General features: G+C 65.5%; 18 protein-coding genes. 14 read left to right on the top strand and 4 right to left on the bottom strand.

What is annotated here, in order from left to right; genetic code table 11:
- Positions 1 to 1,293 carry a sugar ABC transporter substrate-binding protein gene (locus FJ973_RS09710; protein WP_140555550.1) on the bottom strand — a complete coding sequence of 431 codons (1,293 nt, stop codon included), beginning with the start codon at positions 1,291 to 1,293 and terminating at the stop codon, positions 1 to 3.
- A gap of 321 nt (positions 1,294 to 1,614) precedes the next feature.
- On the opposite strand from FJ973_RS09710, the gene FJ973_RS09705 reads away from it, so the two are divergent.
- The 8 genes from FJ973_RS09705 (at position 1,615) to FJ973_RS09670 (ending at position 9,250) form a co-directional block, all read left to right on the top strand.
- The gene (locus FJ973_RS09705) at positions 1,615 to 2,883 is read left to right on the top strand and encodes an extracellular solute-binding protein (protein WP_140520925.1); all 1,269 of its coding nucleotides are present in this window, start codon (positions 1,615 to 1,617) and stop codon (positions 2,881 to 2,883) included.
- 50 nt (positions 2,884 to 2,933) lie between these two features.
- Positions 2,934 to 3,866 carry a sugar ABC transporter permease gene (locus FJ973_RS09700; protein ID WP_140514575.1) on the top strand — a complete coding sequence of 311 codons (933 nt, stop codon included), beginning with the start codon at positions 2,934 to 2,936 and terminating at the stop codon, positions 3,864 to 3,866.
- Positions 3,863 to 4,720 carry a carbohydrate ABC transporter permease gene (locus FJ973_RS09695; RefSeq protein ID WP_140555548.1) on the top strand — a complete coding sequence of 286 codons (858 nt, stop codon included), beginning with the start codon at positions 3,863 to 3,865 and terminating at the stop codon, positions 4,718 to 4,720. The genes FJ973_RS09700 and FJ973_RS09695 overlap by 4 nt, the downstream gene beginning before the upstream one ends.
- A complete protein-coding gene (locus FJ973_RS09690) occupies positions 4,717 to 5,454 on the top strand; it encodes a PIG-L family deacetylase (protein WP_140555546.1) in 738 nt (245 codons plus the stop codon). Before FJ973_RS09695 ends, FJ973_RS09690 begins: the two co-directional genes overlap by 4 nt.
- On the top strand, positions 5,451 to 6,326 hold the full coding sequence (locus FJ973_RS09685) for an ROK family protein (protein WP_140497694.1): 876 nt from the start codon (positions 5,451 to 5,453) through the stop codon (positions 6,324 to 6,326). The genes FJ973_RS09690 and FJ973_RS09685 overlap by 4 nt, the downstream gene beginning before the upstream one ends.
- A complete protein-coding gene (locus tag FJ973_RS09680) occupies positions 6,323 to 7,093 on the top strand; it encodes a GntR family transcriptional regulator (RefSeq protein ID WP_140555545.1) in 771 nt (256 codons plus the stop codon). The genes FJ973_RS09685 and FJ973_RS09680 overlap by 4 nt, the downstream gene beginning before the upstream one ends.
- A gap of 41 nt (positions 7,094 to 7,134) precedes the next feature.
- The gene (locus tag FJ973_RS09675) at positions 7,135 to 7,926 is read left to right on the top strand and encodes an SIS domain-containing protein (RefSeq protein WP_140520921.1); all 792 of its coding nucleotides are present in this window, start codon (positions 7,135 to 7,137) and stop codon (positions 7,924 to 7,926) included.
- A 289-nt stretch (positions 7,927 to 8,215) separates the two neighbouring features.
- Entirely contained in the window at positions 8,216 to 9,250 is a 1,035-nt protein-coding gene (locus FJ973_RS09670) for a LacI family DNA-binding transcriptional regulator (RefSeq protein WP_140555543.1), read from the top strand.
- On the opposite strand, the gene FJ973_RS09665 is transcribed toward FJ973_RS09670, so the two are convergent.
- Both FJ973_RS09665 and FJ973_RS09660 read right to left on the bottom strand, forming a co-directional pair.
- On the bottom strand, positions 9,238 to 10,188 hold the full coding sequence (locus tag FJ973_RS09665; RefSeq protein ID WP_140555709.1) for an alpha/beta hydrolase: 951 nt from the start codon (positions 10,186 to 10,188) through the stop codon (positions 9,238 to 9,240). The genes FJ973_RS09670 and FJ973_RS09665 overlap by 13 nt on opposite strands.
- A gap of 23 nt (positions 10,189 to 10,211) precedes the next feature.
- Positions 10,212 to 11,360 (bottom strand): Gfo/Idh/MocA family oxidoreductase, encoded by a 1,149-nt coding sequence (locus tag FJ973_RS09660; RefSeq protein WP_140555542.1) that lies wholly within the window; start codon positions 11,358 to 11,360, stop codon positions 10,212 to 10,214.
- A gap of 175 nt (positions 11,361 to 11,535) precedes the next feature.
- On the opposite strand from FJ973_RS09660, the gene FJ973_RS09655 reads away from it, so the two are divergent.
- From FJ973_RS09655 to FJ973_RS09630, 6 genes are read left to right on the top strand one after another with little or no spacing between them, the layout of a single operon-like run.
- Complete coding sequence (locus tag FJ973_RS09655; protein ID WP_140555540.1) at positions 11,536 to 12,357, top strand: sugar phosphate isomerase/epimerase; 822 nt, start codon at positions 11,536 to 11,538, stop codon at positions 12,355 to 12,357.
- A gap of 4 nt (positions 12,358 to 12,361) precedes the next feature.
- Positions 12,362 to 13,438, top strand: a complete 1,077-nt coding sequence (locus tag FJ973_RS09650) for a Gfo/Idh/MocA family oxidoreductase (RefSeq protein WP_140555538.1) — start codon at positions 12,362 to 12,364, stop codon at positions 13,436 to 13,438.
- Entirely contained in the window at positions 13,438 to 14,259 is an 822-nt protein-coding gene (locus FJ973_RS09645; protein WP_140555537.1) for a sugar phosphate isomerase/epimerase, read from the top strand. Before FJ973_RS09650 ends, FJ973_RS09645 begins: the two co-directional genes overlap by 1 nt.
- Positions 14,256 to 15,089, top strand: a complete 834-nt coding sequence (locus FJ973_RS09640) for an alpha/beta hydrolase (RefSeq protein WP_140555535.1) — start codon at positions 14,256 to 14,258, stop codon at positions 15,087 to 15,089. The genes FJ973_RS09645 and FJ973_RS09640 overlap by 4 nt, the downstream gene beginning before the upstream one ends.
- Positions 15,086 to 15,808: a ribulose-phosphate 3-epimerase gene (locus FJ973_RS09635; RefSeq protein WP_140520915.1), complete on the top strand. Its 723-nt coding sequence runs from the start codon at positions 15,086 to 15,088 to the stop codon at positions 15,806 to 15,808. The genes FJ973_RS09640 and FJ973_RS09635 overlap by 4 nt, the downstream gene beginning before the upstream one ends.
- Positions 15,805 to 16,815 (top strand): ROK family protein, encoded by a 1,011-nt coding sequence (locus FJ973_RS09630; RefSeq protein ID WP_140555534.1) that lies wholly within the window; start codon positions 15,805 to 15,807, stop codon positions 16,813 to 16,815. Before FJ973_RS09635 ends, FJ973_RS09630 begins: the two co-directional genes overlap by 4 nt.
- A 120-nt stretch (positions 16,816 to 16,935) precedes the next feature.
- Here FJ973_RS09630 and FJ973_RS09625 read toward each other — a convergent pair whose 3' ends face one another.
- Positions 16,936 to 18,264 carry a dicarboxylate/amino acid:cation symporter gene (locus FJ973_RS09625; protein ID WP_140497716.1) on the bottom strand — a complete coding sequence of 443 codons (1,329 nt, stop codon included), beginning with the start codon at positions 18,262 to 18,264 and terminating at the stop codon, positions 16,936 to 16,938.
- Between the last annotated feature and the right edge of the window lie 177 nt (positions 18,265 to 18,441).

Genomic DNA, 18,441 nt, shown 5'->3' with positions numbered 1-18,441 from the left:
CTACTTGGCGGCGCGCTCCAGGATCGAGGCGGCGTCCGCTTGCGCCGTCGCCTGCGCATCCTTGGCCGAGACCTGGCCGTACTGCAACGCCTCCAGCGTCTGCTGCAGGGATTCCGAGAACTCCTGTCCGCCCGGCACGACCGGGAAGGGCTTGGCGTCGGCCAGCACGCTGACATAGCCCGACAGGAATTCCGAGCCGAGCTTGTCCTTGTGGGCCTCGATATCGGAGGAGCGCGAGGGCAGGATGCCCATCGACATCAAGATGTCGGACATCGCCGAGGCGCCGTTCTTGCCGGATTTCGGATTGTTGAGCCAGGCCAGGAATTCCCATGCGGCCTTCTGCTCGGCCTCGCCGGCATTGCCGTTGACCACGGTCATCCAGGAATAGGAGATCGAATGCGGCTTGTCGCCGCTCGGGCCGACGGGGATTGGTGCGGTGGCGATATCCGCGAACCTGTCGCCCATGCCTGCCTTCAGCGCGCTTTCCCACCAATTGGCCATGATGATCATGCCGGTCTTGCCGGAGACGAAATTGTCGAGGAAGGGGCCGGTGGTGTTGGCGTCTGCCGTCGCCATGGCCGGCACGCTGGCGCCCGATTTGATGAGATCCTCATAGAGCTGGAAGGTCTGCGCGGCCTGCGGAGTGTCCAGCGCCGGCTTGCCGTCTTTGACCAGGTCGCCGCCATTGGAGACCAGCAGCGAGGCGAAGGGGTGGACGACGCCCGCCGCCCAGGAATTGATCATGCCGAAACCCTGCTGGCCGGCATCCTTGTTGGTCAGCTTCTTCGCCGCCTCCTTGAACTCGTCCCAGGTCTTCGGCGCAGCAGTAATGCCGGCCTGCTTGAACAGTGCCTTGTTGTAGTTCAGCGCGTAGACGTCGATCTCGTTGGGAATGCCGTAGAGCTTGCCGCCGACCGACGCGGCGCTCACCACGCCAGCGGGCCATGCTCCCTTGACCTCTTCGGCGACGGGGTCGGGGGCGGGCGCGACGAGCTTGTCGCGGGCGAGCTCAGGCAACCAGAGATCGTAGATGCCGCCGATCGTGGGACCGTCCGCGCCGCCGCCCTGGGAGCGCAGCGTGGTCAGGAGATCGCCGAAGGGAACGGCGCGCACGGTGACGCTGACATCTGGATTTGTCTTCGCATAGTCCTTGGCCGCCGCTTCCAGCAATGCGACCGTCTCCGGCGACCAATGGGTGAGATAGGAGATGTTGACCGACTGCGCCCAGCCGCTGGCGGGCAGGATGGCCAGGCTCGCGGCCAGAGCCAGTTTCGAAGTCCAGGCAAGAGACATCCTCATCCTCCCTCAGGCTAGCGATCACGATGACGTTATGACAACATGAAGCATTGGCGCAAGGGCCCGATTGCGAAAAAGCTGCGCATGGCGCTGTCCCTGATTTCTCTGCTGTCCGTTCACATACGAAATTTACGGTGGAAATACAGTTAGCTGTGAAGGAATCATGGTTGATTGGCTTAGCCCAGCCGTTCCCGGAGGGAGTGTCAGACCTCTTGCGGAGGCTGCTATGTCGTTATAATGACTTTCCTGAGGAATGACTCTCCGCGGCGTCGATAGGGCCGCGGGACGCCAAGGACAGATAAAAATGGGAGACTGGCAATGAGCATGCTTTCAATTCACCGACGCGCAGCCCTTGGCCTGATCGGCGGCCTTGCCGCCTGCGCTGGCCTGTTCACCAGCCTGCCGGCGCGGGCCGACAGCACGGTGACGCTGTGGAGCTGGCGCACCGAGGACGAAGCCGCGATGCGCCGCATCTTCGATGCCTTCGAGGCCAAGAACCCAGGCATCAAGGTCAACATCCAGTTCACGCCGGATGCCGACTACCAGAACCGCCTGAGCACGGCGTTGCGTGGCGGGCGCGGGCCCGACATCGCCCAGCTCAAGGCCTATGGCGAATTGCAGCCTTTCGTCGAGGCGGGCTATCTCGACGCGCTCGACGAGAGCGTGCCGGAACTGAAGAGCATGCCGGACGCAGCCCTTGGCGGCGCGCGCGGCCGCGCCGACGGCAAGCTCTACGGCGTGCCCTATTCGGTGCCGATGATGGGCGTCTTCTACAACAAGGATATCTTTGCCGCGCAGGGCATCGAGGTCCCCAAGACCTACAAGGATTTCGTCGCCGCCTGCGACAAGCTGAAGGCGGCCGGCATCACGCCGATCGCCACCGGCGGCGCCAACGGCTCGGCGTGGGAGCTGGAGATCGGCGTCGGCGTCATCGGCCCGACCGTCTACGGCCCCGGCTTTTACGACGAGATGATGACCGGCAAGGCGACCTTCGAGGATCCGCGCTATGTCGCGGCGCTGAAGCGCTTCGCCGAGCTGAAGCCTTATTTCCCCGACGGCTTCGCCGGGATCGACTACACCACCGCCACGCAGCAGTTCATTGGTGGCAAGGCCGCGATGTTCCTTGGCGGTTCGTTCGAGAATGGCAGCTTCAAATCGCAGAACCCGAAGCTGAAATTCTCGATCTTCCCGTTCCCCGCCGACGATGCGGGGGCAAAGCTCTACACCTCGGCCTTCTCGGACGGCTCCTACGGCCTCGTCTCCGAAAGCGCGAACAAGGAAGCCGCGATCAAGGTGCTGGACTTCATGGCCTCGGCCGAATTCGCGCAAATGTTCGCCGACGAACTCGGCTGGCCGCCGGCCCGCACCGATGTCACGGTGAAGGACCCGGTATTGGCCGAGATGATGGAGATGTCGAAGAACTCGACGCCTTACCTGACGCTGGTCGGCTTCCGCTGGCAGTCGCCGACCGCCTCTTCCGTCCTGCAAGCGGAGATCATCGACATGGTCGAAGGCAACATCGCACCGGAGAAGCTGGCGGCCGACATGCAGGCCGCCGTCGCCACCTGGTTCAAGCCGAAGCAGTAAGGAGCCGGGCCGGCCGCAATGCGGCCGGCCTCCCACCGGGCAAGCCACGCATGATCGATCGTCGCCGCAAAAGCAGCCTGAAGCGAACGCAGCAGCGCATGGCCGTGCTTTTCATCCTGCCGGCGCTGGCCGTCTACGCCCTGTTCGTCCTCTATCCCTTGGCGATGTCGCTGTGGGGCAGCTTCTTCATCTGGAAGGGGCTGCGCATCACCGAGTTCGCCGGCCTGTCGAATTTTTCGCGCCTGTTCGTTTTCCCCAGTAGCGCCAGGCTCTACGGCGCGCTCTGGCACAACACCGCCTGGTTCTTCGGCATCATGGTCTTCCAGAACGGCATCGGACTGCTGTTCGCCTGGCTGCTGTTCCTGCGTGATCGAGGTGCGGCCTTCTTCCAGTCGGTTTTTTTCTTCCCCGCGGTGCTGAGCCCGGTCATCGTCGGTGCGCTGTGGCGCCTGCTCCTGGCGCCGGGCGGCGTGGTCGAATGGGCGCTGAACGGGCTTGGCCTGCACCAGGGCAGCCTGACCGTGCTTGGCAACAGCCACACCGCGCTGGCCATGCTGGTCGCCGTCGACGCCTGGAACTGGATGGGCCTGCCGGTGCTGATCTACACGGCGGGCCTGCGGCAGATTTCGGGCCAGATCTTCGAGGCGGCGAAACTCGACGGCGCCGGCAATGCGCGCATGCTGTTCTCCGTCGCGCTGCCCTTGCTGATGCCGGCGCTGGGCACGCTGACGACTTTGTCCTTTATCAACACCTTCAACCAGTTCGACATCGTCTATGTGATGCAAGGCGTGCAGGGCAATCCGAGCTATTCGACCGACACGCTGGTGACCTATTTCTACAGGCTGGCCTTCGGCGCGGAGGGCGCCGTCGGCATCACCGACATCGGCCTGGCGCTGGCGTTGGGCACCATGCTGTTCCTCATCCTCAGCGTCGGCACGCTGTTGATGCTGCGTTTCTTCGACCGCCGCACGGTGCAGCTATGAGCGCGCTGACCATGGCAGGCAATCCCGTGATCTCGCGCCGGCTTTCGCGGCTGCCCGGCTGGACGGTGCTTGCCCTGTGGACGGCGGCCGTGCTGCTGCCGCTCTACATCCTCGTCGTCTCCTGCTTCAAGTCGACGGCCGAAATCTACGACAACCGGCTCGGCCTGCCGGCAAGCTGGGCCTTCGACAATTTCGTCAACGCCTGGACGCGCGCCGACCTCGGCCACAATTTCATCAACAGCCTGATCGTCACCGCCGGGACGGTCATCCTCACCATCGTCGTCTCGGCCATGGCCGCCTATCCGCTCAGCCGTTACCGGCTGGGCTGGAACGCCATCATGCTCGGCCTGTTCCTGTCCGGCATCATGCTGCCGATAAGGCTCGCCTCGGTCGAGCTGTTCACGCTGATGCGCAATCTCGGCCTGCTGGATTCCCTGACCGGACTGATCCTCGTCTATTCGGCGATCCGCATTCCCTTCGCCGTCTTCATCTTCGCCAATTTCATGCGCGTTCTGCCCTCCGAACTCGACGAGGCGGCACGCATGGACGGCGCCGGCGAGGTCCGCATCCTGTTCCAGATCATCCTGCCGATGGTGAAGCCAGCGGTGTCGATCGTCGCCATCTTCACGGCAATCGCCGTGTGGAACGACTTCTTCTTCCCGCTGATCTTCATCTTCGACGACCGCTACAAGACCGTGCCGCTGGCCATCAGCGTCTTCGTCGGCCAGTACCGCACCGATTGGGGCCTGGTGTTCGCCTCGCTGGCGATCTCCATGGCGCCGATCCTGATCATGTATTGTCTGCTCGCCCGCCAGATTCGAGAGGGCGTAGGCGCCGGGGGAGGCATGAAATGATCGAGGACAGGATCTATGACGCCAAATCCATCCTCGTCGTCGGTGCGCATGCCTTCGATGCCGAGGTGATCGCCGGACCGCTGGCGGCGGCCGCCGTAATGAGGGGCGCCACGGTGACGTTCCTGCACCTGAGCATGGGCGAGCAGGGCCATCCGTGCCTGATCCCCGAGCATTATTGCGCCCAGAAGGAAGAGGAAGCGGGCAGGGCCGCCGCTCGCCTCGGCGTCGCCATACGCAATCTTGGCCTGCATGACGCCTTCCTGCCTTCCGACGACGAGACGGCGCTGAAACTGTGCGATGTCATTCGCGAGCTGAAGCCGGAAGTGGTCATAACCCATTGGCACGGCAGCTGGCACAAGGACCATCGCGCCGCAGCCAAGCTGACGCAGACCGGCATCTTCTTCGCCGCCCTTCCGACTGTTGCGCGCGACCATGCCGCCTTTACGCCGGGCTTGCTGCTGTTCGGCGAGAACTGGGAGGACGATGACGGTTTCCGCCCCGAGCACCTGGTCGACGTCAGCGACGGCTTCGAGGCGTGGAGCGAGGCGGTGCATGAATACGAGCTGGCGCGGGGCCTGAGCAGCTTCCCCTATGTCGATTACTACAGCGCGCTCTACCGTCTGCGCGGCTGCCTGCGCGGCACGCGCCATGCGCAGGCCTTCGCGGCGGCCTCGCATTCCTGGAACGCCGGCAGCGGTCTGTTCGCGCCACCGGCTGCCGGAGGGCGCCGATGACGCGGGTTCTGGCCATCGATCTCGGCGGCACCAATCTGCGCGCCGCCGTCCAGTCCGGCAATGTCAGCGCGCTGGAGAGGCCGAGCCGCGAACCGGCGCCGGCAAGCCTTGATGCCTTCGTCGCCCGTATCGCGGCGCTTTGCGCCGAGGCTGGCGCGGTCAAGGCGTTGGGCCTGGCGGTGCCAGGTCTCGTCGAGGGGTCGGTCTGCCGCTGGATCCCGAATCTCCCTTGGCTCGACGGTGTCGACATCGCGGCGCTGTTCCCGCAATTGCGCGTCGCCGTTGGCAATGACGCGCAGATCGCCCTGCTGGCGGAAGCCGTTGAAGGCAGCGCGAAGGGCATGTCGGATGCGATCCTGCTGGCAATCGGCACGGGCATAGGCTCGGCGGTGCTCGCCAACCACCGCATCGTCGCCGGCACGCATGGCGGCGCCTGCTCGTTCGGCTGGGCCTGCGCCGACATCAAGGACCATGGCGAGGAGCGCAGCGGCTGGCTGGAGCGCGTTGCATCGGGCCGTGCGCTTGACGCGCTTGCCGGTCAGGTCGGCCTTGCCAGCGGCCGCCAGCTGATCGCGGCTGCCCAGGCGGGCGAACTCGCGGCACAGACCTTGCTCGAGCTGCCGGCGCGCCGGCTGGGCACCGCGCTTGCCGGCGCCGTCGCGCTGCTCGACCCCCAGGTGATCCTGGTTTCCGGCGGCCTTGCCGATGCGCTTGACGTCATCGGACCGCCGCTGCTTGCCGCGCTGCGGCGCCAACTGCCGCCGCATCTGCGCGGCATTTCTCTCAAGGCTGGCGCGTTCGGCCCTGGCGCAGGCCTGGTCGGTGCGGCAGTGGCCGGGCAGGCCGGAAGCGGGTGGAGACAGATCCGATGAGTGAAGCCAGTTTTCAGCAGCCGGATCGCAGAAGGCCCGAGCCGCTCTGGTATCAGGTCGAGGAGGCCATCCGCGCCATCGTCAAGAGCGGCGAATGGGCGACGGGCGACCAGATCCCGGCCGAAGACCGGCTGGGCGCGCTGTTCGGGGTCAGCCGCATCACGCTGCGCCACGCTTTGCGCAATCTGGAGGAAAGCGGATTGCTGCGCCGCGAACACGGACGCGGCACCTTCGTGCGCTCCACCACGCTCGTCGCCGGCACCCGCGAACTGACGAGCTTCACTCAGGAGATGGGCAATATCGGCGTCGTTGCCGGCTCGCGCCTGCTCGATTGCAGCCTCACCACCGCCAATGCGGCAGCGGCCGGCGCGCTGGAGATTGAGGAGGGTGACCCGGTGGTGCGCATCCGGCGGCTGCGGCTCGGCAACAACGAGCCGATCGGCATCCAGACGGCGCAGCTCGCAGCCGCGCGCGTGCCGGGCTTCCTCGACGCCGGCCTGCTGCAGGGATCGCTGTACGAGGCGCTGGAGCGCCACTACGGCATCGTGCCGGTGGCGGCGCGCGAGAATTATCGCGTCGGCGCGGTCGGAGCGGCGGACGCCGAGCTGCTCGATCTGCCGGTCGGCAGTCCGGCCTTCGTGGTCGAGCGTATCGCCACCGACGAGCGCGGTCCGTTCGAGTTCACTGTCTCCATCATGCGCGGCGACCGCTACGAGATACGCTCGACGCTGCGCGCCGGGCGCGTCCCGTCAAATCCGCGAAGCTGATCCATCATCACCCCAAGCACACACTTAACAGGAGTACCCACGTGTCCGACCTCTACATTCACCGTCTCGCCGCCCTCATCGACCAGGCAGCGAAAACCAATGAAGCGGCCTTTGGCCAGGCAGCCAGCCGCTTTGCCGACTCGCTTGAAGGCGGCGGTCTGATCCATCTCTACGGTTCAGGCCATTCGGTGCTGCCGGTGCAAGAAGTGTTTCCGCGTTACGGCAGCTATGTCGGTTTCAACCCGCTGACGGACCCGCGCGTGATGTGGCACAATGTGCTCGGCGCCGGCGGCGTGCGTGAGCTGCTGTGGCTGGAGCGCACCGAGAAATACGCCGAAAAATTTCTGGATCATCAGCCGCTCAACAAGGGCGACTCCATCATCATCTTCGGCCACAGCGGCCGCAACTCTTCCGGCATCGACACGGCGCTCTATGCCAGGAAGCGCGGCATCTTCGTCGTTGCGGTCACCAGCAAGAACAATCTCGACAAGCCCGCGACGCACTCCTCCGGCAAGCGACTGGCCGACGCGGCCGATCTCGTCATCGACACCTGCTCTCCGATCGAGGATGCGATCGTTCCGGTCGAGGGCTGGAGCCGTCCGGTCTCCGGCTCTTCGACAGTACTCGCCATGATCCTGGCGCATGAGCTGATCGCGCGTACCGCCGAGCAGCTCGCCAAGCGCGGCATCGAACTGCCGGTCTTCGCTTCGCCGACGATCGCGGGCGTGACCCTGCACGACACCGATGTCATCTACGGCGTCTACCGCGAACGCATGCTGGAAGCGCAGAAGAAGCACCTGCCGGCCTTCCAGGCGACGATGCGGGGCGAATGATGTTCGGGGCGGGAGGCGTCGCGTACGCCTCCCGCCCATGGATGCGCCCAATGCGAACTTATCATCGTCGATGCAAGACCGGGCCTATCCCATTGGCTTCCTTCCGAAGCTTCAGTGTTGCTTTGAAAGCGTCAATAGATAATTTGACGCGCGTAATGACTCTGCGATCTATTGGGAACCGTTAAAACTTGACTGGACAAGTTCGGTCGAGCATTGCTGCTTCCGGGCAACGGCCACGTGACTCGTGTCGGCCGGGGCGGCGGGCGAGGGCAAGGGACCCTGAATATCGATGGCGGAAAAGACGCACCGCACGATGGATGACTTCGCCCGGGCGTGCGGCGTGTCACGGCCGACCCTGTCGAAATATTTCGATGATCCGGCGAGCGTCAAGCCGGCGACGCGCACCCGCATCGAGGCCGCGCTTCGCTCCTCGGATTATCAGCCGAACCTCTTCGCCCGCAATCTCAACCGCAAGCGCACCCGCAATGTCGGCATCGTCGTGCCGGCGATCACCGATCCGTTCTATGCCGAGATGGTCAGCCGCATTGAACTGCGCTGCCGCGACGAGGGTTTTTGGCCGATCGTCATCTCCTCGCACGGTTCGCCCAGGCTTGAGTCGGAATCGGTCAAGACGCTCACCTCGCTGAAGGTGGCCGGCGCCATCGTGGCCCCGCTGGGATCGGTCTCCGAGCCGGGCGTCTTCGAACGGATGGGCAAAGACATCCCGATCGTCTATTTCGACACCTATATCGAGGGTGACACGCCCTTCGTCGGCAACGACAACCACCAGAGCACGTCGATCATGGTCGATTATCTCTGCCGGTCCGGCGAGCCGCCGGTGTATGTCGACATCCCGCACGTCAACCACAATTCGGGCGAGCGACTGCAAAGCTATATCGAGACGATGCGGGCCGCCGACCTTGAGCCTGTCGTCATCAACGCGGCGCGCGACTACACCTGGGACTTCGAGCGGATCGGCCATGAATGGATGGAAAGGACGCTCGACAAGGGAGGCCTGCCTGGTCGCACGATCCTGTGCGCCAATGACCGGCTCGCCTTCGGCATCATGTCGGCCGCTTTCACGCGCGGGCTGAAGATCGGCCGCAAGCCCGATTGCGATTTCCGTGTCGCCGCCCATGACGACCACCCGTTGAGCCGCTACACCTGTCCGCCGCTCACCACCATGGCGCAGGACTTCGCCGCAATGGCCGGCCGCAGCGTCGAGATATTGCTGGCCTTGCTCGACGAGGCCCGCCCGCCCGCGCATGACCTCGTGCGAAACGTCAAGCTCGGCGCGACCCTGGTGATGCGTCAGTCGGCCTGAGCGCGCGTCTGCAATTGGAGCCAGGCCGCGGCCTCGCTCATCGCTTGCCGCGCGGCGAGAATGTAGCGGCCCATCGAGACGAAGCCGTGGATCTGGCCCGGCCAGTGCCGCAGGACCAGCGGCACCCCTTCAGCGAGCAGGCGTTCGCCATAGGCGGTCCCTTCGTCGGCCAGGATATCGTGACCGGCGGTCAGGACAAACGCCGGCGCCGCGCCTGCAAGGCTCGATGCCAGCAGCGGCGAAACGCGCCAATCCTTGATGTCGTCCGGGGTGCGCACATAGTGGTCGCGGAACCAGGCCATGGTGGCGGCGGTCAGTCCAAAGCCGTTGCCGAAACGGCGGTAGCTGTCCGCCGTCTGGCGGGCATCGGTGTTGGGATAGATCAGGATCTGTGCGGCAAGCGGCGGTGCTTGCCCGTCGCGGGCGAGCAGTGCCAGCACGGCGGCAAGGTTTCCGCCGGCACTGTCGCCGGCAACGGCGATACGGGCAGGATCGATGCCGAGATCCCCGGCGTCTTGCGCGATGAAGCGGAGCGCTGCCGCGCAGTCTTCGAGCCCGGCGGGGAATTTGTGCTCTGGTGCCAGTCGATAATCGGGGCAGACGACGAGGGCATTGGCCAGATTGGCCAGCCAGCGGCAGATCTCGTCATGCGAATCGAGATTGCCGATGACCCAGCCGCCGCCATGCAGATAGAGCACGGCGCGCGCGCCGGTTCGCGGTGCGCCGATGCCGCGATGGATGCGGATCGGAACCGGGCCGTCCGGTCCGTCGATCTGCCGCTGCGACGTCGCCGCGACCGGCTCATGTTCGCCCTGCTGCGCCGGGAACGAAGCGTTGTAGGCGGCCCGCGCCGCCGCCACGCTGCCGTTCTCGAACGGCGCACCGCCGGCCGCGCGGCCGATTTCCAGGGCACGCAGAGCATCAGGATCGAGCGTCATCGCAATCTCCGTCATGATTGCATCTAGGCGAGCAGGCCGCGCGCCTCGTCCTCCGAGAGCAGGGCCGGCTGGACGACGTCGCCAGCAATGGCGACCGGGCTTTTCGTTTCGCCGGAGTGCAGGATCGCCTCCATGATCTCCAGCACATGCAGCGCCAGAGTGCCGGACGCGCGGGGCGTGGCACCTGTCGCGAGCGAACGCACGAGGTCGGCGACGCCGAGCATGCGATAATTGGCGCGGTCGGGCGCGGCATAGGGCCAGTTGCGGGCGCCGTAGAGTTCGCCCTCGCTGGGGAAATCCTTCCACTCGGCGCCGCGCTCGGACAAGGACACGGTGCCGCCGAACGTGTCGGGGTCGGGCAGGCGCAGCGAGCCCTCCGTGCCGTGCAGTTCGATCGGATGGTTGGAGTGCTTGAAGACGTCCCATGAGGCGCCGAAGGTGACTGTCGCGCCTGACCGGAATTCGAGCAGCGACAGCACGTTGGTCGGCGTGCCGACCTTGAAGGTCGTGTTCTTGAACGGTCCCTCGGCTGATATCAGCCGCTCCTGCTGGCCCCGCGTCGCCATTGCCATGACGCGTTGGACGGGACCGAGCAAATTGACCAGCATGGTCAGATAGTAGGGGCCCATGTCGAACACCGGGCCGCCGCCCGGCTGGTAGTAGAATTGTGGGTTGGGGTGCCAGTGCTCCATGCCGCGGCCCATCATGAAGGCTGTGCCGGTCACGGCGCGGCCGATGGCGCCTTCATCCATCAGGCGGCGCGCCCGCCGGCCGGCGGCGCCGAGGAAAGTATCGGGGGCCGAGCCGAGCAGCAGCCCTCGCTTGGCCGCCTCCGACACCAGGCGGCGCCCGTCGCTGGCCGAGGTCGCCAGCGGCTTTTCGGTGAACACATGCTTGCCCGCCGAAAGCGCCGAAAGCGAAACGTCGAAATGCGCAGCCGGGATGGTCAGGTTGAGGACGAGATCGATCTCGGGATCGGCCAGCATCGCATCGACGCCGAGCGCACGGATGCCATATTCCTTGGCGCGCAAGGTAGCCATGTCGGCCGAGATGTCGGCGCAGGCGCGCAGCTCGATGCCGCCGAAAAGCGCGGCATTGCGCAGGTAGGTCATCGAGATGTTGCCGCATCCGACGACGCCGATCCCAAGCTTCGTCTTCGATTGTCCGTGCATTTTCTTGTCGTTCCTCCGATGCGGCCACGCTCTGCCCGATCCGTTGCCCGCCAATGGATCATCCCTCGCAGCCGCTATACAACATATTGAATATTGACGCGCGTAAAATTTTTATAGACCATGCGAAACCCAGGGGCGCCAAGGAAACCCAGGGCGGCGTCAAGGAATGAACGACATGACGAAGACGAAGCTCAAGATCGGCTGCCAGACCTTCACCTGGGAGATGCTCGGCAAGGCCTGGACCGGCGGCCCCGACGATCTCCTGAAGGCGATCGCCGACGGCGGCTATGCCGGCATCGAGATCACCGACACCATGATCGGCCGCTATGCAGGCAAACCGACGGAGTTCGCCGCGGCGCTTGGAGCATCCGGCCTGACGCTGGTCTCCTTCGCCTTCGGTTCGAAAAGCGGCTTCACGCTGAAGGACGAGATCGGCGCCGATCTCGAAACCGCGAGGCGCTGGATCGATTTCGCTGCCGCGTTCCCAGGTGCGCTTGTCTCGATGGGCTCGGCGACCGTCGTCTCCAACGGCTCGCGCGACGACAAATTCGCTATCGCCGCGGAGGTCTACAACAGGGCCGGCGAGCTCGGGCGCAAGGCCGGCGTCCAGGTCGCAGTGCATCCGAGTTCGCACCACAACACGCTGCTGTTCGACCGCGCCGACTACGACGCGATCTTTGCCTTGCTCGAACCCGACCTGGTCGGCTGGGTGCCCGATACCGGCCACATATTGCGCGGCCACAAGGACATGGCCGATACGCTTACCACCTACCGCGACCGCATCCGCTACATCCATCTGAAGGACGTCGACGCCAAGGGCGATTGGGCGATGCTGGGTAAAGGCGTCTGCGACACGCCTGAAGTGATCGAGATCGTCGGTGCTGCGCCGCGCTTCAACGGCTGGCTGGTGCTTGAAGAAGAATCCGACACGGCCGCGGCCGATCCTGCCGGCGCGGTCAAGACCAACCGCCAGACGATGCGCGGCTACGGGGCCTGAGACGATGATCAGGAAACAGGACAGACGCCTCAGGGTCGGCGTGCTCGGCTGCGGCCCCATCGCGCAGTTCGCGCATCTGGAATCCTGTGCAAAGGCCGGCAATGCCGACCTCTACGCCATCTGCGACGCCGCGCCCGACCTGCTCGCCCGCATGGGCGCCACCTACGAGCCGCGGAAGATGTATGCCGACTATGACGAGATGCTCGCCGATCCGGAGCTGGAAGCGGTCATCGTCGCCACCTCGGACGCCTATCACGTGCCGATGTCGGTCAAGGCGCTCGACGCCGGCAAGCATGTGCTGTGCGAAAAGCCGATCGGAACTTCGGTCGAGGAAGGCGAGGCGCTGGCGGCGGCGGTGAAACGCTCCGGCAGGATCCTGCAGGTCGGCCACATGAAACGCTTCGATCCGGCGCTGGAGGCGGCGCGCGACTTCGTCCGCGACGAAATGGGCGAGGTGCTGGCGCTGAAGGCCTGGTATTGCGATTCCACCCACCGCTACACCAATACGGATGCGGTGCAGCCGCTGCCTGTCACCAGCAAGCTGGCGAAGAAACCGTCCGGCAATCCGAAGGCGGATCTCCGGCAGTATTTCATGCTGGCGCACGGCTCGCATCTGGTCGATACGGCCCGCTTCCTCTGCGGCGAGATCACGGCCGTACGCGCCCGTCTCAACGAACGCTTCGGCGCCTATTGCTGGTTCGTCGAGACCGAGTTCGCCAGCGGCGCGCTCGGCCATCTCGATCTCACCGTCGCCGTACGCATGGACTGGCACGAGGGTTTCCAGCTCTATGGCGAGAACGGCTCCGTCATCGCCAAGACGTTCAATCCCTGGTACTTCCGCGCCAGCGAGGTCGATATCTTCCATGAGAAGGACGCGACCTCGCGAAAACCGCTCGGCGCCGACGGCCATTTCTTCCGCCGCCAGCTGGAAGGTCTCGCCGACACGGTGCTGAACGGCGCGCCGATGCGCGGTGCCAATGTCGAGGACGGCATTGCCTCGATCCGCGCCATGGTCGCCATTGCCCGCTCCGTCGAGACCGGCGAACGGATTGAGCTCGCTTCAGTCTCGGGTGCGGTCTGATGCGTCTCGGCGTCTTCGCCAAGACCTTTGCGGGCACCGAGCCGGCTGTTGTGCTGGCGGCCGTGCGGCAGGCGGGCTATGAGACGACGCAATTCAATCTCGCTTGCGCCGGCCTGCCGTCGATGCCCGATGCGGTGCCTGACGCAGCCATTCCGGCCATCCGCGCCGCCGCCCGATCAACAAGCGTATCGCTCGCCGCCCTGTCGGGCACCTACAACATGGCGCATCCAGACAAGGCGGTGCGCGATGATGGTCTTCGCCGCCTTGCCGTCGTCATCGATACAGCCGCCGCCCTCGACATTCCGCTGGTCACGCTCTGCACCGGCTCGCGCAATGCAGCCGACCAATGGGCCTATCATCCCGACAACGCCACACCGGCCACCTGGTCCGACATGGCCACTGAGATGGAAAAGGCGCTGGCGCTGGCCGAAGGGGCAGGCGTCGATCTCGGCATCGAGCCCGAACAGGCCAACATCGTCACCTCGGCGAAGGATGCCACCCGCTTGATCGCCGACATGGGCTCGAAGCATCTGAAGGTCGTGCTCGATCCGGCGAACCTGTTCGAGCATGCGACGCCGGGCGAGGCGCGCGCCATCGTCGCGGCGGCGATCGACGAGGCCGCTGCCCATATAGCCATGGCGCATGCCAAGGACAGGCATGGCGACGGCCGCTTCGCCACAACAGGGGAGGGCATTGTCGATTTTCCGGATTTCGTCGCGCGGCTGAACGCTGTGAAATTCGATGGCCCGCTTGTCACGCACGGATTGTCGGCCGACGAAGCTCCCGCCGTCGCCGCGTTTCTGCGCGGGCTGCTCCGATGAGCGTCGCACCGACAATGATGCTTCGCGACGATGCTGCGCTTCGTATCTTCGACACGGAGCAAGGCAGGCTTTCCGTCGTCTTCCAGCACGGTCTCGGCGGTGATGCCGCCCAGGTGGCGCAGAATTTTCCCGACAGCCCGTCGCGACGCCGGCTCACCGTCGAATGCCGGGCCCAAGGCGGCTCCGGTGCCGGCCATAAGCGCCCCTTTTCGATCGCCATGTTCGCCGACGACGTGCTGGCCGCCGCCGATGCGGCCGGCATCGAACGCTTCGTCGCCGGCGGCATCTCGATGGGTGCGGCGATCGCGCTGCGCCTGGCCGTCCGGCATCCCGAGCGCGTCAGCGGCCTGGTGCTGGTCCGGCCTGCCTGGGCCTTCGACGCGGCCCCTGAAAACATGCGTCCCTATGCGGCAGTGGCCGAGCTCATCCGAAACCGTCCGCCGAACGAGGCGCGCGCCATCTTTGCCGCTTCGGCCACGGCGGCCCGGTTCCGCGCCGAGGCACCCGACAATCTGGCGTCCTTGCTCGGTTTCTTCGAACGCGACAATGCAGCGGACTTCGCCGAAATGATGCAGGCAGTCGCCGGCGATGGACCCGGCGTCTCGCGTGGCGTGGCCGGCTCGCTCGCTGTCCCCACACTGGTCATCGGCAGCGGTACCGATCTCGTCCATCCGTTGGCGATTGCGCGCGAACTGGCGAAGACAATCCTCAACGCGATCTTCACCGAGGTGACACCGAAGGCCACCGACAAGGATCGCCACTTCGCCGAAATCCGTGCCGCGATCGGCGGCTTTCTCGATAAAAATTTCAACAACCAGGACCAGTCATGATCTCGAAACTCCTTTCAGGCCCGGCCGCCATCGCCGCATTGCCGCGCGATCGTCTGATCGCCGAATTCTCGCTGTGGTCGGCCGATCTCGCCAATTTCGAGAGCGACCTCAGGCGCATCGAACCCTATGTCGATCTTCACCACATCGATGTCGCTGACGGCCACTTCGCGCCGTCCTTCCTGTTCTTTCCCGATCTGGTCGCTCGCATCGCCAAGCTGACGGCCAAGCCCATCCATGTCCATCTGATGGTCGACGGGACAATCGTCGGGGAACAGACGCGCCAATTCATCGAGGCCGGCGCCGACATGATCAGCGTCCATGCCGAGAATGGCGAAGCAGGATTGCGCGCTGTGCGGCTGGCGCGCGAACTTGGCGCCGAAGCCGGCGTCGTGCTGCGGCTGGAAACGCCGGTCGAAGCGGTGAGGCCCTTCGTGTCCGAAGTCGCGTTCGTCACGCTTCTGGGAACCGCGATCGGCGTCAAGGGGCAAGGCCTTTCGGAGAAAGCCTGCGACAGGTTGGTTGAGGCCCGCGCCATCCTGCGCAAGACCGGACGCGAGGCGGACGTGGTTCTTGCCGCCGACGGCGGCATCCGCCATGAGACCGTGCCGCTGCTGCGTGCCGCGGGTGCCGAGACCGTGGTTCTTGGTTCGCTCGCCTTCGGTGACAAGGATCTGGCCGGCCGCATTGGCTGGCTGCACGGGCTGAAAGTCGCGGCATGAGCAACGAGGCCGCTCTCGCGATCGATCTGGGCGGCACCGAGCTTCGTGCCGCCCTGGTCGACCGTGATGGCAAGATACTGGCGTTCGCGGCGGTGCCGACGCAGGCGCAGGCCGGTCCCGAAGTGGTGATCGGCCAGATCGAGGCTCTCGCCGCGACCATCCATGCCGAGGCGCCGGCGCTCGCCATCCTCGGTGTCGGCGTCGGCGCGCCGGGACCGCTCGATCCGCTGGCCGGCATCGCGGTCGGGCCGCCGACGCTTGCCGGCTGGCTGGACGTGCCGCTGGCCGACATCCTCGAGCGGCGGCTCGGCCTGCCGGTGCGGCTGGAGAACGACGCCAATGCGGCAGCGCTCGGCGAGTGGCGCTTCGGCGTCGGCCACCGCGCCCGTTCGCTCGTCTTCGTCACCGTCTCGACCGGCATCGGCGGCGGCGTCGTCGTCGACGGGCGCATCCTGCATGGCCGCCGGGGGCTTGCCGCCGAGATCGGCCACATGACCATAACCAACGAAGGCGAGCGCTGCATATGCGGCGTCGTCGGCTGTTTCGAGGCCATCGCCTCGGGCACCGCGCTCGGCCGCCGCGCCAATGCCGCGACGTCGGCCTTCGACGGCTCGACGCTGCGCCGCCTCTCGGCTAATGCCGAGGTGACGGGCCGCCATGTCGTCGATGCAGCGCGGCTGCAGGACGATCTCGCCCTGGCCCTGCTCGAGGAGGAAGCGCGCTGGCTGGGCGTCGGCTTCACCAACCTCCTGCATCTCTATTCGCCCGACGTGCTGGTCGTCGGCGGCGGCATCGCCAATGGCCTCGATCTGATGGCTCCGGCAATAGAGGCGACAATCCGCCAGCGCGCCATGCGCGCCTATCGCGACGTGCCGGTGGTTCAGGCCCAGCTCGGCCGCCACGCCGGGCTGATCGGCGCGGCAAGCCTTGTCCTGTTCGCCGATGGCACGGCCCGCCTGCCTGTCGACGGGCCGAGCAGATATCCCGGACACGAGGACGGACACTGATGGTCGAGGTCAAGCTGCGCGGCGTGCGCAAGTCCTGCCGCCTCACGCGGTGAACATACGAAAAATGGCCGGAGGCAGCGATGCCTCCGGCCGTTTGCTATCGCTGTGCGGCCGTTGTGATTACTCGGCTGGAACGATGTCCGCCGGCAGGCTGTCGTCGGCCGTTCCCGCCAGCGCCCTGGCCAGCTTGGCCTCGTCGAGCTCGCCTTCCCAGCGCGCCACCACCAGCGTCGCCACCGCATTGCCGACGAAGTTGGTCAGCGCCCGGCATTCCGACATGAAGCGATCGACGCCGAGGATCAGCGCCATGCCGGCGACAGGCACAGCCGGCACCACCGAAAGCGTGGCGGCAAGGGTGATGAAGCCGGCGCCGGTGATGCCGGCCGCCCCCTTGGAGGAAAGCATCGCCACCAGGAGCAGCAGGATCTGGTCGCCGAAGGAGAGGTGGATGTTCGTCGCCTGCGCGATGAACAGCGCGGCCAGCGTCATGTAGATGTTGGTGCCGTCGAGGTTGAAGGAATAGCCGGTCGGGATGACCAGCCCGACCACCGAGCGCTTCGCGCCGGCCTTCTCCATTTTCTCCATCAGCGAGGGCAGTGCCGCTTCCGAAGACGAGGTGCCCAGCACCAGAAGCAGCTCCTCCTTGATGTAGCGGATCAGCGACAGGATGGAGAAGCCGTTGTAGCGGCAGACGGCGCCCAGCACGATGAACACGAACAGAAAAGCGGTCATGTAGAAGGTGCCGACCAGCATGGCGAGGTTGATGACCGAGCCGATGCCGTATTTGCCGATGGTGAAGGCCATGGCACCGAAGGCGCCGATCGGGGCTGCCTTCATCAGCACGCTGACCAGCTTGAACATCGGCGCCATCAGCGCCTGCAGGAAATTGAGCACCGGCGCGCCCTTGTCGCCGACCAGGGCCAGCGCGATGCCGAACAGCACCGAAAAGAACAGCACCTGCAATATGTCGCCGTCGGCGAAGGCGCCGACGATGGTCGTCGGGATGATGTTCATCAGGAAGCCGGTGACCGACTGGTCGTGCGCCTTGGCGGCGTAGCTGTTGACGGTCGCGGCGTCGAGCGTCGCCGGGTCGATGTTGAAGCCGGCCCCGGGCTGCACGACATTGGCCACGATCAGGCCGATGATGAGCGCCAGTGTCGAGAAGGTGAGGAAGTAGAGCATCGCCTTGCCGGCGACGCGGCCTACCTTCTGCAGGTCGCTCATGCCGGCGATGCCGGTGGCGACCGTCAGGAAGATAACCGGGGCGATGATCATCTTGACCAGCTTGATGAAGGCGTCGCCAAGCGGCTTCATGCTCTCGCCGAGCGACGGATAGAAATGGCCGAGCAGGATACCGACGGTGATCGCCACCAGCACCTGCACGTAGAGTTGGGCGTAAAGCGGCTTGCGCTGCGCGGCGGGCGCGCGTGATTGGTCTGCCATGTGCATCTGCTATCTCCCTGGCCGGAGGGAACGGCACGCGCCGCCCCGCAAGACTTCTCCCATCGCGGCGCTCCGGTCGCTCGCCGCTGTCGAGAGTTTTGCAAGCGCCGTGCCAGATCGAGAAAAGGCCGGAACCCTGGATTTCCGGCGGTTTTGTCCCCGTTTCAATGGAGGCCTGTGCGG

The organism is Mesorhizobium sp. B2-1-3 (assembly GCF_006442495.1).
Taxonomy (GTDB): Bacteria; Pseudomonadota; Alphaproteobacteria; order Rhizobiales; family Rhizobiaceae; genus Mesorhizobium.
Note: the sequence above shows the minus strand (reverse complement) of the source record. Positions and strands in the feature narration are given on the sequence as shown.